The sequence below is a fragment of the Grimontia hollisae CIP 101886 genome, assembly GCF_000176515.1.
GTDB classification, from domain to species: domain Bacteria; phylum Pseudomonadota; class Gammaproteobacteria; order Enterobacterales; family Vibrionaceae; genus Enterovibrio; species Enterovibrio hollisae.
Genome location: NZ_ADAQ01000011.1, coordinates 134,328 through 148,175, shown reverse-complemented (window position 1 = coordinate 148,175; position 13,848 = coordinate 134,328). Strand labels below are relative to the sequence as shown.

The 13,848-nt window shown below is 50.5% G+C and carries 11 protein-coding genes and 1 riboswitch; of the genes, 2 read left to right on the top strand and 9 right to left on the bottom strand.

The window, feature by feature from the left end; all coding sequences use genetic code 11:
• Positions 1 to 9: 9 nt before the first annotated feature.
• From VHA_RS06925 to VHA_RS06910, 4 genes are all read right to left on the bottom strand, one after another.
• Positions 10 to 3,138 (bottom strand): efflux RND transporter permease subunit, encoded by a 3,129-nt coding sequence (locus VHA_RS06925; protein ID WP_005503079.1) that lies wholly within the window; start codon positions 3,136 to 3,138, stop codon positions 10 to 12.
• A complete protein-coding gene (locus VHA_RS06920; RefSeq protein ID WP_005503078.1) occupies positions 3,135 to 4,619 on the bottom strand; it encodes an efflux RND transporter periplasmic adaptor subunit in 1,485 nt (494 codons plus the stop codon). The genes VHA_RS06925 and VHA_RS06920 overlap by 4 nt, the downstream gene beginning before the upstream one ends.
• A gap of 21 nt (positions 4,620 to 4,640) precedes the next feature.
• Complete coding sequence (locus VHA_RS06915; protein ID WP_005503077.1) at positions 4,641 to 6,011, bottom strand: TolC family protein; 1,371 nt, start codon at positions 6,009 to 6,011, stop codon at positions 4,641 to 4,643.
• Between the two features lie 85 nt (positions 6,012 to 6,096).
• Positions 6,097 to 6,504 (bottom strand): hypothetical protein, encoded by a 408-nt coding sequence (locus VHA_RS06910; protein WP_040528412.1) that lies wholly within the window; start codon positions 6,502 to 6,504, stop codon positions 6,097 to 6,099.
• A 130-nt stretch (positions 6,505 to 6,634) separates the two neighbouring features.
• A riboswitch (TPP riboswitch) is annotated at positions 6,635 to 6,732 on the top strand.
• 62 nt (positions 6,733 to 6,794) lie between these two features.
• Here VHA_RS06910 and thiD point away from each other — a divergent pair.
• Positions 6,795 to 7,625: a bifunctional hydroxymethylpyrimidine kinase/phosphomethylpyrimidine kinase gene (gene thiD / locus VHA_RS06905; RefSeq protein WP_005503074.1), complete on the top strand. Its 831-nt coding sequence runs from the start codon at positions 6,795 to 6,797 to the stop codon at positions 7,623 to 7,625.
• Between the two features lie 24 nt (positions 7,626 to 7,649).
• Here thiD and btsR read toward each other — a convergent pair whose 3' ends face one another.
• From btsR to VHA_RS06890, 3 genes are all read right to left on the bottom strand, one after another.
• Positions 7,650 to 8,378: a two-component system response regulator BtsR gene (gene btsR / locus VHA_RS06900; RefSeq protein WP_005503073.1), complete on the bottom strand. Its 729-nt coding sequence runs from the start codon at positions 8,376 to 8,378 to the stop codon at positions 7,650 to 7,652.
• Positions 8,372 to 10,069 carry a sensor histidine kinase gene (locus VHA_RS06895; RefSeq protein WP_005503072.1) on the bottom strand — a complete coding sequence of 566 codons (1,698 nt, stop codon included), beginning with the start codon at positions 10,067 to 10,069 and terminating at the stop codon, positions 8,372 to 8,374. Before VHA_RS06895 ends, btsR begins: the two co-directional genes overlap by 7 nt.
• A 97-nt stretch (positions 10,070 to 10,166) precedes the next feature.
• A complete protein-coding gene (locus VHA_RS06890; RefSeq protein ID WP_005503071.1) occupies positions 10,167 to 11,651 on the bottom strand; it encodes a carbon starvation CstA family protein in 1,485 nt (494 codons plus the stop codon).
• Positions 11,652 to 11,915: 264 nt separating this feature from the next.
• Here VHA_RS06890 and VHA_RS06885 point away from each other — a divergent pair, with 264 nt between their 5' ends.
• The gene (locus VHA_RS06885; protein ID WP_005503070.1) at positions 11,916 to 12,203 is read left to right on the top strand and encodes a winged helix-turn-helix domain-containing protein; all 288 of its coding nucleotides are present in this window, start codon (positions 11,916 to 11,918) and stop codon (positions 12,201 to 12,203) included.
• A gap of 114 nt (positions 12,204 to 12,317) precedes the next feature.
• Here the strand turns inward: VHA_RS06885 and VHA_RS06880 are convergent, their stop codons facing one another.
• Together VHA_RS06880 and mobB are read right to left on the bottom strand one after the other, a co-directional pair.
• Entirely contained in the window at positions 12,318 to 12,773 is a 456-nt protein-coding gene (locus VHA_RS06880; RefSeq protein WP_040528410.1) for a methylglyoxal synthase, read from the bottom strand.
• A gap of 230 nt (positions 12,774 to 13,003) precedes the next feature.
• The gene (gene mobB, locus VHA_RS06875; protein ID WP_005503068.1) at positions 13,004 to 13,579 is read right to left on the bottom strand and encodes a molybdopterin-guanine dinucleotide biosynthesis protein B; all 576 of its coding nucleotides are present in this window, start codon (positions 13,577 to 13,579) and stop codon (positions 13,004 to 13,006) included.
• Positions 13,580 to 13,848 lie beyond the last annotated feature (269 nt).

The following is a 13,848-nucleotide window of genomic DNA, read 5'->3' as shown; positions in this document are numbered from 1 at the left end:
GTGTTTTCGTTATGTGTGTTGAGTAATTTCTTTGTTTTTCCAAAGCTTAAAGATGGCAGGCAATACCAGCAGGGTCAGAAGCAGTGCGGATGCCATGCCGCCAATCATTGGTGCGGCAATACGTTGCATCACTTCAGAGCCCGTGCCTTCCCCGAACATGATAGGGATAAGGCCGATAATGACGGTCAGTACGGTCATCATAACCGGACGGACACGCAGGCCTGCGCCTTCGCGGATGGCGTCGGTCAGGTCAGTCATGGTCAGGGGCTGTTTTTCTTCCCTGGCATGTAGTTTCCTGTAGTGCCACGCTTGGTTGAGATACACCAGCATGATGACGCCGATTTCCACGGCAACACCGGCAAGGGCAATGAAACCAACGCCCACAGCGACCGAGAAGTTAAAGCCCAGGTAATGCATCAACCACAGGCCACCGACCAGGGAAAGTGGCAGGGTTGCCATGATGATCAGTACCTCGCCAACACGGCGGAAGCTCATATAGAGAAGCAGCATGATGATGGCGATAGTGATTGGAACCACCACACTCAAACGCTCTTTTGCCCGCTCCATATATTCGTACTGTCCCGACCATGCCAATGAATAGCCCGCAGGTAGTGACAGTTGCTCGGCAACAGCCTGCTGTGCTTCCACCACGTAGGAGCCGAGATCGCGCCCGTCGATATCGACAAATACCCAGCCATTCGGACGTGCGTTCTCGGTTTTGATCATCGGCGGGCCATCTTCATAGCGAATGTCTGCGACATCTGCCAGCGCAATACGCGCACCATTGGGGGTCACCAGTGGCAGGTTTTGCAGCTTCACCACTGAGTCACGGTAGTCCTGTGGGTATCGCACGTTGATGGGGTAGCGCTCCAGACCCTCAATGGTTTCCCCGACGTTCATGCCACCAATGGCGGTGGTGATAACCTGCTGGACGTCTTTAATGCTGAGGCCATAGCGGGCAGCTGCACGGCGCTTGATGTCGATAGTGACATACCGGCCGCCCGCTACACGTTCTGCGTAAACAGACGCCGTGCCTTCAACACCATGGAGAATGGGTTCAAGCTCTGCACCAATGGTTTCGATCACGTTAAGATCTGGGCCAGCAATCTTGATACCAATCGGTGTTTTGATCCCCGTTGCCAGCATGTCGATACGGGTTTTAATCGGCATCACCCACGCATTGGTCAGACCCGGGAACTGCACCAGATTGTCGAACGCTTTTCGCAATGAGTCCGTGGTGACACCTTCACGCCATTCTTCACGGGGTTTCAGTTGAATAACAGTTTCAATCATGGTCAGCGGGGCAGGGTCAGTCGCGGTTTCCGCACGGCCAATCTTGCCCCATACGGACGCTACTTCCGGTACGGTTTTAATCAGCTTGTTAGTCTGTTGTAAGAGCTCTCGCGCTTTACCGATGGATATGCCGGGATAGGTGGTTGGCATGTACATCAGATCACCTTCATCCAACGGAGGAATGAACTCACTTCCCAGCTTACTTGTTGGGTAGTACGCCGATGCCATCAGGGCAAAAGCGACCACAATCATGGTTTTTGGAAACGTCAGACTGAGGTTCAGCAGCGGCCGGTAGAGTGCGACCAGCCCTTTGTTTACCGGGTTTTTGTGCTCAGGCAGTACCTTGCCACGAATAAAATAACCCATCAGCACCGGCACCAATGTAATGGCAAGGCCAGCGGCGGCGGCCATCGCATAGGTTTTGGTGAATGCCAGTGGCGAGAACATCTTGCCTTCCTGACCTTCCAGCGCGAAGACGGGCACAAAACTCAGGGTGATGATCAGTAGCGAGAAGAACAGGGGAGCGCCCACTTCTTCCGCCGCTTTCCCGATGACCTGCCAGCGGTTTTTGTCTGTCAGTGGTGTGCGCTCTATGTGCTTGTGCACGTTTTCGATCATCACGATCGCACCGTCAACCATAGCCCCGATAGCAATTGCGATGCCGCCCAGTGACATGATGTTGGCGTTAATGCCTTGCCAATGCATCACGATAAATGCGGAAAGAATACCGACCGGCAAACTGATCGCAATCACCAGCGACGAGCGAATATGGAACAGGAACAGGGCACAGACCACCGCCACCACGATGAACTCTTCCGCGAGTTTCTTCCAAAGGTTCTCCACCGCTGCATTAATGAGGGTTGAGCGGTCATAGGTTGGTACGATTTCGACACCTTCCGGCAGGCTGCGTTCCAGCTCTTCCAGCTTGGTTTTAACGTTAGCAATCACTTCGCTGGCGTTTTCGCCAAAGCGCATAACGATGACACCACCTACCGCTTCACCTTCGCCGTTGAACTCGGAGATACCGCGGCGCATTTGTGGGCCAATGTTGATGTCTGCGATGTCACCCAGCAGCAAAGGTGTGCCTTTCGCCGTAACCGTGATCGGCAGTGACTGGATATCTTCCACACTGGAGAGATACCCTGTCGTGCGCACCATGTGCTCGGCTTCGGCAATTTCAATCACCGATGCGCCAGCTTCCTGGTTGCCGTTTTGGATAGCCATGTTGACTTGTTGCAGTGTCAGGTCATAGGCACGCAACTTGGCAGGGTCAATCTGCACCTGATATTGCTTCACCATGCCGCCGACCGTGGCAACTTCTGACACACCTTCTACCGTTTGTAGCTCGTATTTCAGGAACCAGTCCTGAAGGCTGCGAAGCTCAGACAAGTCATGCTGACCGGTTTTATCCTGAAGTACATAGCTGTAAACCCAGCCCACACCGGTTGCATCTGGGCCGAGGGTTGGCTTGGCGTTTGGCGGCAGTTTGGGGGCGACCTGGCTTAGGTATTCCAGCACACGCGAACGCGCCCAGTACATGTCGGTATCATCGTTAAAGATGATGTAAACGTAAGAGTCGCCAAAAAACGAAAAACCGCGCACGGTTTCTGCGCCCGGCACCGCCAACATTGCTGTTGTAAGCGGGTAGGTAACCTGATCTTCCACAACCTGCGGTGCCTGCCCCGGGTAACTGGTTTTGATGATCACCTGGACATCAGATAAATCCGGAATGGCATCTACCGGTGTATTTTTGACACTGTAGAGACCACCCAGCGTGAGGAACAGGGTTGCCACCAACACCAGAAAGCGGTTGGCTAGCGACCAGCGGATAATCGCGCCAATCATTGGGTACCTCCGTCCAGTTCCAGCGCTTTCAAGGTGTATTCAGCGCCGTTTTTCTCTACCTGGAAGCGGACTGTCTGACCCTCGGCAAAACCCTCGAGATCCACGTTGCCATCAACCGAGAAGTTCATTTCCCCCGCGTCCCAGCGCCATGCTTCGACAGGCTGGTGGGCAAGGGTGATCATGCCGAAATCTGCCATCACATCGGTGATTTCACCTTTGGCCCATTGGGTTTCCGGTGGAGGCTCCACGCCCGTCTCTTGAGACGAAGAAATGCGTGCTAAATCTGCCGACTGGCTGGATTCAGAATCAAGCATAAAGTGTGCGGAGGTCACCACACGATCCTGTTCGGTAAGCCCCAGCAGGACTTCGATTTGATCATCTGCTTCACGCCCCACTTCAATGCGGGCAGAACGGTATTTTCCGTTACCTTCAGCCAGTACCACACGGGTCATGCCCCCTGAACGGATCACTGATGATTTCGGGATGGTCAACACCGCATTTTCAGTAACAGGCTGCAAGGAGATATTGGCGAACATGTTTGGCTTAAGGTCGCCCTCTGCATTTGGGAACTTCAGGCGTACACGAAGGGTACGTGTTTTCGGGTCAAGGATTGGGTAGACATAGTCAACTTCGCCCTCCCAGGTCTGTCCGGGAATAGAGTCCAGTGTCATCACTGCCTTACTGCCGGCCTTAACCCAGTGAGCCTGTCGCTCAAACACTTCTGCATCAACCCAGACCTCATCCAGTGGACCAGCACTGATCACGGCTTGCGCTGGTGATAAATAACCGCCTTCACGGATGTTCAGGCTGGCGATAACACCGTCTGCAGGCGCTTTGACCTCAATGGTCTGCGACGCTTTGCCGCGTTGGGTAATTTGCTGGATTTGTTCGTGGTCAACCCCGAGGGAGAGCAAGCGCTCTGTCGCCCCTTTCACTAAGCCTTTGCGGCCAGTACGGTACGCGTTCAACAGCTCTTCCTGTGCTTTTACCAGCTCAGGCGAGTACAGAGTGAACAGGACATCATTCTCACTGACTTTTTCACCTACGGCATTGATATTGAGCTTCTCAACCCAGCCCGCGACACGGACATTGGTTTGCCACAGATGACTTTCATCAAAGGAGATATAGCCGACCGTTTCGATGCGGGGAGACAGCTTTGAAAGTACAACAGGCGCAGTTTTTACTCCGAGGTTGTTCTCAACCGCCGGGTCAATAGTCACAGTGCCAGGCTTGTCGTTTCCGCCCGCCAAATCTTCGGCATAAACCGGGATGAGATCCATACCCATCGGTGATTTACCAGGCTTGTCACGTCGGTAATTGGGATCCATCGGTGCTACCCAGTAAAGGGGCTCATCAGCGCTGGCAGATACTGATGTCTCGGCCATGGCGGACATATCGTGTCCTGAGATAAATGGGTTAGCGCTGTACCCGATGACACCACCAACCAGTAACGCCAGCGTGGCGACTTGCATTGTTTTCATTATTCTTTCCTCGCTTACCGATCAGTGTTTTCTGGTCGTTGGTTGTGGGATTTCAGGTGTCGTTGCTTGATAGTCGAAACCACCAAGCAGTGCCGCCAGGTTGCTGTTAACCAGATTCAGGTCAGTGATTAGGCGCTGCTTCTCAAGGGATAGCGTCAGTTCATCACTGGCTGCGGTAATGACGTCGCTGAACTGTGCGGTGTTGTTCTGGTATCCCCGTTCAACGGCCTGGGTGCGTGCCTTGGCCTGTTCAATCAGGGTGTTTTGGTAGCGCTCAAGGCGCTGTATCAGGTTTTCCCTGTCCACCAGTAAGGCATTTACCTTGGCGTTCATCTGCGCAAGGAGAAGGTCTCGCTGGGATTTGGCAGCGCCGACCTGATATTGGGCGGCACTGTGGTTTTTGTCCTGACGGGTGTCAGTGAACAGAGGTAAATCCATCGTAAGGTAGGCGCTGACCAGATCAGAGGCTGGCTGACCGTTCATGCCATTGGCCTGACGGTAGGCATACATCACTTCAACACCAAATTGCGGTGTGTATGCCTGCTCGGTGATTTCGACCTGAGTTTCACTTACGGAAATCGCCGCTTCGGTCATTTTTACCATCGGATGATTGACCAGCAGGGCGTAATGTTCAGTGGTACCTGAATGGCGTAGACGGGTATCCAGGGTATTCCACGAAAGCTGGTTTGACGCCATCAGGTGACTGTTCTGTGCCAACCATTCTGCACCCAGCCACTCCGATAACTGGGAAGTAATGCGTCGCTGCATTTGCGCATTGGCCTGGAGTTTCTCGTCCAGTTTGCTCACCTGCAGTTGGGCATTCAATAAATCCTGAGCTTCGTTCTTACCAATCGAGTAGTTGGTCTGGATAAAATTAGCGAGTTCGCGCATCAGGCGCTGGTTCTCTTTCAGGATAATTTCAGCCTGTTGCTGGTAGCCGAGTTCCAGCCAAAGCTGGGTAATACTGTTGGCCACTTCACGCTCGCGGGCGGCAACCTGTAATGACATGCCATCAGCCTGTTGGTTAGCCTTTTTCTGTTGAAGTGAGAGGGTGTCCCCACGTTCAAATTGCTGCATCAGGCCAACGGAAATATTGGTCATGGGATCCTGATCGAACTGGAAACTGTCAACAGGCAGGCCACCAAAGCCCACTTTGAGTTTTGGATCCATTAAGGTTGCACTGGCAATACCGGTTTCACGCATGGCTTGGGACTGCGCGTAAAACTGTTTGCGGCTGGCATCATAGGCAAGCGCCTGTTCTATAAGCTGTGTCAGCGTACTTTGGTGCATGGCAACCTGGGTCTGTGCTGCTTCAGTGTGTGCAAGAGCAGGCACTGACACGGAGACCAACACACTGACTGACAAAGCCAGTAAGCTTGGTTTGAATGTCATCACTAAATCCGTTTGTTGCGCCGAAAAATGACGCGAAAATACACTCAGCGCCTTTTTTGGGGCGCAATAAGGTCAGGAGATGGATTTAGCGTATTGGCGGACGGAAGAGGGATTGGGGCTGATAAACCACAGCAGGAGATGGATCTGCACTGATCAGGGCCAGTTTAGCCACATGAAGAGGGGGCGTTTGCGTGTCAGAAAACAGGGCAACCGAGGAGAAGCAGGTTGCTGGACAGCAATTGTGGTCCATGTTGGCCTGCGAGCCACAATCAGGCGCAGAAGTTGGCGCCATGATGCCATGGTTCCCGTGAGGGTTTGAGGTTTGGTCTTTCATTTCGCAAGGGAGGGTAGGTTGATGATGTTCGATCATCATCTCGTTCATTGGTGAAGCAGATGCAATAACCGAAATCAGCATGGCGAGCAGGCTGATGAGGGATATCCAGTATTTTCTGAACGTAGAAATACGCATCTGGCTTACATTGCGAAACAACATATCGTGGAGTTTAAACCTTCCCCTAGCGGTAAAGTCAACATGTTGGGGGGAGATTGATCGTTTTTTACCCCGTCTTTAAAGCTCAGGGCAGGAAAGCTGATTGCGCTTTTAATCAATCTTGTTAGTATCAAACACATAGTCGGGGAGCCACCAGGCTGAGAACGCAATGCGTGACCCGTTGAACCTGATGCAGTTAGCACTGACGTAGGGAACTATGTTTGAGTTGGATTATTTTCACCTTTCTCCTTGATCCCGCTTACTCATGTTCCCCTTATTGATAAGGGACCGCCATGCAATCTTTTCCACATTCCACACCTATTGTTCTTACCATTGCAGGATCTGACAGCGGTGGCGGGGCGGGTATTCAGGCAGATATCAAAGCCATTTCGGCAACGGGCGGGTATGCCTGCTCGGTAATCACGGCCATCACCGCCCAAAATACCCGGGGCGTTTCTGCCATCTTTCCTATCCCCATCGAGCACGTTGCGCATCAGTTGGATGCGGTATTTTCAGACCTTGACGTGGTTGCGGTAAAGGTGGGGATGTTGGCTGATGCGGATATCATCAGAGTGGTCGCGGAAAAGATCCGCCAATACAGGCCGCGGTATCTTGTTGTCGATCCGGTTATGGTTGCTACCAGCGGTGATTTGCTGCTGGCGCAGGACGCCATCAGCACGCTGAAAAGTGATTTGTTGCCGCTCGCCAGTGTGGTGACGCCTAACTTACCGGAAGGCGCAGCGCTGACCGATAGCGCGATACCCCAAAATACGGCTGAAATGGCGGAGATGGTTGCGGGATTACGCACATTGGGGGCGGCGTCGGTATTGCTGAAAGGCGGGCATTTGGAGGCTGATGAGAAGAGCACTGATTTGCTGATCCAGCAAACGCATGTTGAACACTTCTCTGCCAGACGGATCTCAACCAACAATACCCATGGCACCGGTTGTACGCTTTCTTCTGCCCTTGCGTCTTATCTGGCGCAGGGACACGATCTTTACAGTGCGGTCCGGTCAGCGAAAGCTTATATCTCTGAAGCGATTGCCCACGCTGATAAACTGAATGTGGGAAAAGGGCATGGCCCAGTGAATCACTTTTTTAATGGATACCAGACGCTTCGGTGAGCAAGACAATGGCTGAATAGCGGATCAGCTCGTCAAACCGATCACTTCTTTCAGGGTTTTTAGGTATCGGCGGCTGATAGGAATTTTCAAGCCGCTACAGGTAACGACTTCTCCGACACCATTTTCCAATAGCTTGATTTCGCGGATGTGATTGACGTTGACCAGATACTGGCGGTGGCAACGAAGCAGCGGCGTTTTTTCTTCCAGCGTTTTCAGGGTGAGTGGTGTGGTTGGGGTTTGGTCCGGGGTATGGACATGGACGCCTCTGATATCACTGTATATGCTTTCTACCTGGTTAATCGGCACCAGCAAAATACGGTTGTGTCCAGTGCACGGGATTTGAGTTAGCGTTTCTGGTGCCAGTGCCGACAAGTTTTGAGGCGCAGACTGCTTTTTCACGATACGTGTCAACTTATGCACCGTTTTTATCAAACGGTTGGGTTCAACAGGTTTGAGTAAATAGTCGAACGCACTCTCTTCAAAGGCTTCGATGGCGTACTGGTCGTAAGCGGTAACGAAAACGACGAAAGGCATGCTTTCAGGATCGAGCATGGAGAGAAGTTCAAGGCCCGTTACCTTTGGCATTTGAATATCCAAAAACACCACATCCGGCTTCAATTCGTTGATTTTCTTCAGGCCAAGAATTGCGTTCGGGGCTTCACCGATGATTTCAATGTCGCCTGTTTCTGCCAGCAATGTGATAAGTTCTTCGCGGGAAAACTGTTCATCGTCAATGACCAGTGCAGTTAACATCTTACATGTGCACCTGTGCTTACTTCGGAAACCGGAATGATAAACGTCATTCGGGTAAATTGATCATGCTTGGTTTCAATTTTAAGTGATGAATCACGCCCAAAGTGATGTTCAAGCCGTTTTGTTACAATTTCCAGTCCCAACCCTTCGTGGTTCTTCGATGGTGGTACGAAACAGCCTGCGTTATCTTCGACGGAAATGGCGTAACCACCCGGCACGGGAACACTGAAAATTCTCACATTGCCGCCTTCCAACAGATTGGAAATACCGTGTTTAATGGCGTTTTCCACCAGTGGTTGGAGGGTGAAACTTGGGATTTGCACATCTAACAGGCAATCATCAATGTGAATCTCCACATTTAGCCTGTCTGTAAACCGTGCCTTTTCGATACTCAGATACGCATTGACATGTTCAAGCTCTTCGCGAAGAGACACTGAGCGCACATTCTGTTTGAGGTTACTGCGGAAAAACTGGGACAGGTTTTGGATAAGCTCACGGGCTTTGTCCGCATCGCGGCGTACCACAGCACTGATGGTGTTGAGGGCATTGAACAAAAAATGCGGATTGACCTGTGCATGCAATAATTTTACTTCAGCCTGTGTCAGCAACGATTTTTGTTGCAAGTATCCACTGAACAGAATTTGGCTGGAAAGGAGCTGAGCAATCCCTTCTGCCATTGACATATTAATGGTAGAGAATAGTTTATGTTTACGTTCATAGAGTTTAATGGTGCCAACCACGTCTTCACCTGAGCGCAGTGGGATGATCAGTGCGGAGCCAAGTTTGCAATCTTGTGAGAGCGAGCACTGATAGGGCTTTTCTGCACCATCAAGGTACATGATGGTATTTTTTGCAATGGCATCTAATGTGCTTTGTGAGGAAATTTTAGTTGCAGGCAGATGGTGATCATCGCCAATGCCGACATAAGCGAGAATTTTTTCATTATCGGTAATGGATACGGCGCCCACCTGAGTTTCTTCGTAAATAATACGGGCAATTTTCCCTGCTGAATCGCCATTCAATCCATTGTGAAGAATGCCTACGCATCGGTCAGCGATAGTCAATGCGCGACGTGAAAATGAGGCAGAGTATTTTTCGAAGATAGTTTTCCTGTCTTGTAAGATACTCATAAACAGGGCAGCACCGAAAGAATTGGCAATGATCATGGGAGCTGCAATCGTTGACACAAGGGCATAAGATTCATCAAAAGGCTTGGCCACCAGTAGCAGGATGATCATTTGCAGCGCCTCGGCGACGAACGTTATCCCAAACACCACTGCGGGGTTAAACAGTTGGCTGATACGGTTACGCTTCACAAAGTAAACATGCATCAGGCCGCCAATGAGCCCTTCTGCAGTGGTGGATATGCCACAGGCGAGATCCGTAAACCCACCCAGAGAATAGCGATGAATACCACCGGTGAAGCCCACGAAAAAGCCCACCACCGGCCCGCCGAAAAGACCACCCATGACGGCACCAATTGCCCGGGTATTGGCAATTGCATCATTAATATGAAGGCCAAAATAAGTACCGAGAATGCAAAAGCCAGAGAAAAGGACATAACAGATAAGTCGGTGGCTTAAACGTGAAGATATGTTCAACAAAGGCAGAATGATCGGGGTTTTGCTGAGCATATAAGCCAGCACCAGATACACACACATTTGCTGCAGCAGCGAGACAATCAGTTCCATGGTGAACCTTTGCTTTCTTTTTTCTCATTGTATCTGTGACGGAGAATGAAACAAATAGAGCCTGCGAAGGCAGGCTCTATTTTAACATTTTGTCATATTAGGCTGTTTTAGTTTCTGCCTGAGGGATCTCTTCATCATCGAGTTCTGTTTCACCTTTCCCTTTCGACGTTTTTATCACGTAGGCTGCTACCATCAGAGCAAACAGGACACCGGCACCGGTTGAGATATTCATGGGCAGGCCAAAGCCCAGTGTGGCGTTGTTCAGGATGAAGGTCACGCACACTGATGTCATAAACATTGCTGGAACGGTAGTGATCCAATGAAGCTTGTTATGGCGCAGCAGATATGCGGATGCTGTCCACAGCATCATGACTGCCGTGGCTTGGTTTGCAAACCCAAAGTAGCGCCAGATAATGCCGAAATCTACCTGGGTCAGGATGCCACCGATGACAAAGAGTGGCATTGCCATCAGCAGTCGGCTGCGCAGCGATTTTTGCTCCATATTGAAGTATTCAGCGAGGATAAGGCGGCTTGAACGGAATGCAGTGTCGCCAGAAGTGATAGGCAGAATAACCACCCCCAGGAACGCAATGATGCCACCGAACACACCCAACAAGCCGAATGAGGCACTGTAAACCACATTACCCGGACCGCCATTGGCCACAGCTTCATTCAGTGCCTCCAGCGAACCGAAGAAAGACAAGGCAACGGCACACCAGATCAGGGCGATGATACCTTCACCAATCATGGCTCCGTAGAACACAAAGCGACCGTTCTTCTCGTTTTCCACGCAGCGTGCCATCAGTGGAGATTGGGTGGCATGGAAGCCTGAAATCGCGCCACACGCAATGGTGATGAACAGGGCTGGCCACAGTGGCATATCGTTTGGATTCAGGTTGCTGAACATGTCGCTTACTGCAAAGTTGCCCATGACAGTGTGCTCATCAGAAAAGCCAATCGCTGTCATCAGACCCACAGACATAAAGATCAGCAGGGCACCGAAGAACGGATAGAAACGGCCGATGATTTTATCTATTGGAACGATAGTCGCAATGATGTAATACGTGAAGATAATCACGACCATGCTGGTCATTGTTACTGTCAGACTGGTTTGTTCGTTTATCAGGTTAGTGATCATGCCTGCTGGTGCAGAAACAAAAACCACACCAACCAGCAGCAACAGGATAATGGCAAAGATGTTCATAAAATGTTTTGCGCCGTTACCCAGATAGCGACCAGTAATGTTGGGAACTGATGCACCACCATTACGGACAGACAACATGCCAGAGAAGTAGTCGTGTACCGCACCTGCAAAGATACATCCCATCACAATCCACAGCATTGCCGCCGGGCCGTATAGTGCACCCATAATGGGGCCGAAGATGGGACCCACACCCGCGATATTCAGAAGCTGCACCAGATACACCTTCGGGGTTGACATAGGCACATAGTCAACGCCATCGGTTTTGGTGTGCGCTGGAGTTTTACGGTGCTCCTTGATGCCGAACACTTTTTCGATAAAGGCCCCGTAGACGAAGTAGCCGCCAATGAGCGCAGCGACACAGGTGAGAAACCACATCATAGCAATTGTCCTTAATAGAGTTGATTCACGGTGCCAACTTTACGGTTTACCTGACAATGGTGCATTCGCTCAGCGTGTTAGTGGTGGAATAAACATTTAAGCGGTTGTATGGCGCGTTAAGAGGTTGCCGGGATAACGTACATTGTCACGGACGTGAAACACCGCACTAAAACGGTTACCGGCCGTTTATCCGGCCTCCGTTCCAGGTAAACTGGTCAAGACAGAGCCCTTAAGGGCGTGCTAGCCAATTGACAGGACGGAAATTTGAGTAAACCAAGTAAAACAAAAACCAGCTTTTATCGACGTTTGTTGGTTGCACACCTTATTGATAATGGTGTGGATACAGTACCGGCGATCATGGGCGAAACCGGCATGCCGCGAAGAACGGCTCAGGACACGATTGAAGCGCTGAGGGAGTTGGATATTGATGTCGAATTTGTGGGGGCAAACAAAAACGGCGGATACCGAATTTCCGACTGGGGCGCGATTAACCGTGCTTGGGTGAATAAACACGTGTCAGAAATAAAAGCGCTGCTCGATTATTCACACTAAATGTTTGCAACTAGGATGCTAAATCTGGGGCGAAACACAGTGCGTAATGGCAACCATATGGGGGGGTGGCTTGGTGCCACCACACCTTGGATTATGGGCGGAGACTCATCAGGGCTACAGCCTTTCTGAGAGATATGTGTCGTAGTCTGGCACTTCAATGTCAACTTCGTGCGTCATCATCGGAGATGAAATGAGGTAGTTGGCTGACGCCCGGTTAATTGCCACCGGAATATTCCATACTGCGGCAATGCGAAGCAGCGCTTTTACATCCGGGTCGTGCGGTACGGCACTTAGCGGATCCCAGAAGAAAACCAGTACATCGATTTTCTTTTCACAAATCATCGACCCCAACTGCTGATCGCCGCCCAAAGGACCGCTCATTAGTGACGTGATCGACAGGCCCGTCTCCCGGCTCAGGATATTGCCTGTCGTGCCGGTTGCAAACAGAGAATGGTGCGAAAGTGCATCTTTGTTTTCCTTCACCCAGCGCAGTAGTTCAGATTTGCAGTGGTCGTGGGCAACCAGAGCGATTTGTTTTCGTGGACTGAGGGTACGGGTAGTTAATTTCATCTCTAGCTTCTTATGCATATTTCGAAAGACTCATTTTGAAGTTTTTAATTGAAACGGGCGATACGTGGATGGGTAAATCCAGACATAGATCGTTAATTTTTCCACTTCGGGTAGGATCTTTTGTTGTAAAAGTAACCTCAAAATATCAACAGGCCTAATCATTCCGACACATTGAGCTTGTCATTTCAACCGACTTTATTCATGTCAATACGTTGCTCGGGAGAGAGGTTTTACATCAAAGGCTCATAGGCAAGATACTTCTCATGTATTGGTGCATTTTTCAGCCAATATTTAATGAAGGCTGCAATGTTAGCCGCTTGGTTCAGGTCGAGCGCGGGTAATCCTGAGTGATCGAAATCGGTAGGTTTCTCGTCATAGGCGACAGCAATAATGTGTTTGTCCTGACTGTATAGGGTGGGTTTTCCATAGCGTGGACGGTGAACTTCTATTTTGGCGAATTTTTCATCGCGAAAACCTTCCACCAAAATAATATCCAGCCGAGCGTGATCCAGTTGTGCCAAACACTCTTTCAGCGAAGGCTCCCGATTTTCCTGATCATGATATTCAAAAAAAAGCATGTGGCGTTTTGAGGTTGCCAGCAGCAATTGATCGCTGCCCGCATAGCGCAGGCGATAGCTGTCTTTTGAGGGGTTATCCGGCTCAATATCGTGGTGACTGTGTTTCAGCAGGCCGACTTTTAAGCCCGCGGTTTTAAGGTGGGGAATGACGGCTTCGAGCAACGTGGTTTTTCCGGCACCGCTGTACCCGGCAAAGCCAAGTACGGGCGTTAACTGTTTATTGGGCATAGATCATCACTATCGTTTGTTGGCGTGTGCATAGGCACCTTTTTCTAAAAAATGATAAAGCGCCGTGGAATATCCATTACGGGTCGGGTTTTGCCGTGCAGAAACACGCATAGGCGCTACATTTATTATGCATAAAAGCGCATTTATCTGTTGCATAGCATAGCGATTGCGTTTCTCTAGCCGAAAAGTGTGAAAGGACCACTGGATGGGATAAACCTCTCCTCTTTGGCCTGAATTCCCACAAAGTTTTCAGCTGAGGTATAAAATCA

Coding starts and splice junctions, on each gene's coding strand:
- VHA_RS06925 (WP_005503079.1), bottom strand. CDS start 3,138: ATGATTGGCGCGATTATCCGCTGGTCGCTAGCCAACCGCTTTCTGGTG.
- VHA_RS06920 (WP_005503078.1), bottom strand. CDS start 4,619: ATGAAAACAATGCAAGTCGCCACGCTGGCGTTACTGGTTGGTGGTGTC.
- VHA_RS06915 (WP_005503077.1), bottom strand. CDS start 6,011: ATGACATTCAAACCAAGCTTACTGGCTTTGTCAGTCAGTGTGTTGGTC.
- VHA_RS06910 (WP_040528412.1), bottom strand. CDS start 6,504: ATGTTGTTTCGCAATGTAAGCCAGATGCGTATTTCTACGTTCAGAAAA.
- thiD (WP_005503074.1), top strand. CDS start 6,795: ATGCAATCTTTTCCACATTCCACACCTATTGTTCTTACCATTGCAGGA.
- btsR (WP_005503073.1), bottom strand. CDS start 8,378: ATGTTAACTGCACTGGTCATTGACGATGAACAGTTTTCCCGCGAAGAA.
- VHA_RS06895 (WP_005503072.1), bottom strand. CDS start 10,069: ATGGAACTGATTGTCTCGCTGCTGCAGCAAATGTGTGTGTATCTGGTG.
- VHA_RS06890 (WP_005503071.1), bottom strand. CDS start 11,651: ATGATGTGGTTTCTCACCTGTGTCGCTGCGCTCATTGGCGGCTACTTC.
- VHA_RS06880 (WP_040528410.1), bottom strand. CDS start 12,773: ATGAAATTAACTACCCGTACCCTCAGTCCACGAAAACAAATCGCTCTG.
- mobB (WP_005503068.1), bottom strand. CDS start 13,579: ATGCCCAATAAACAGTTAACGCCCGTACTTGGCTTTGCCGGGTACAGC.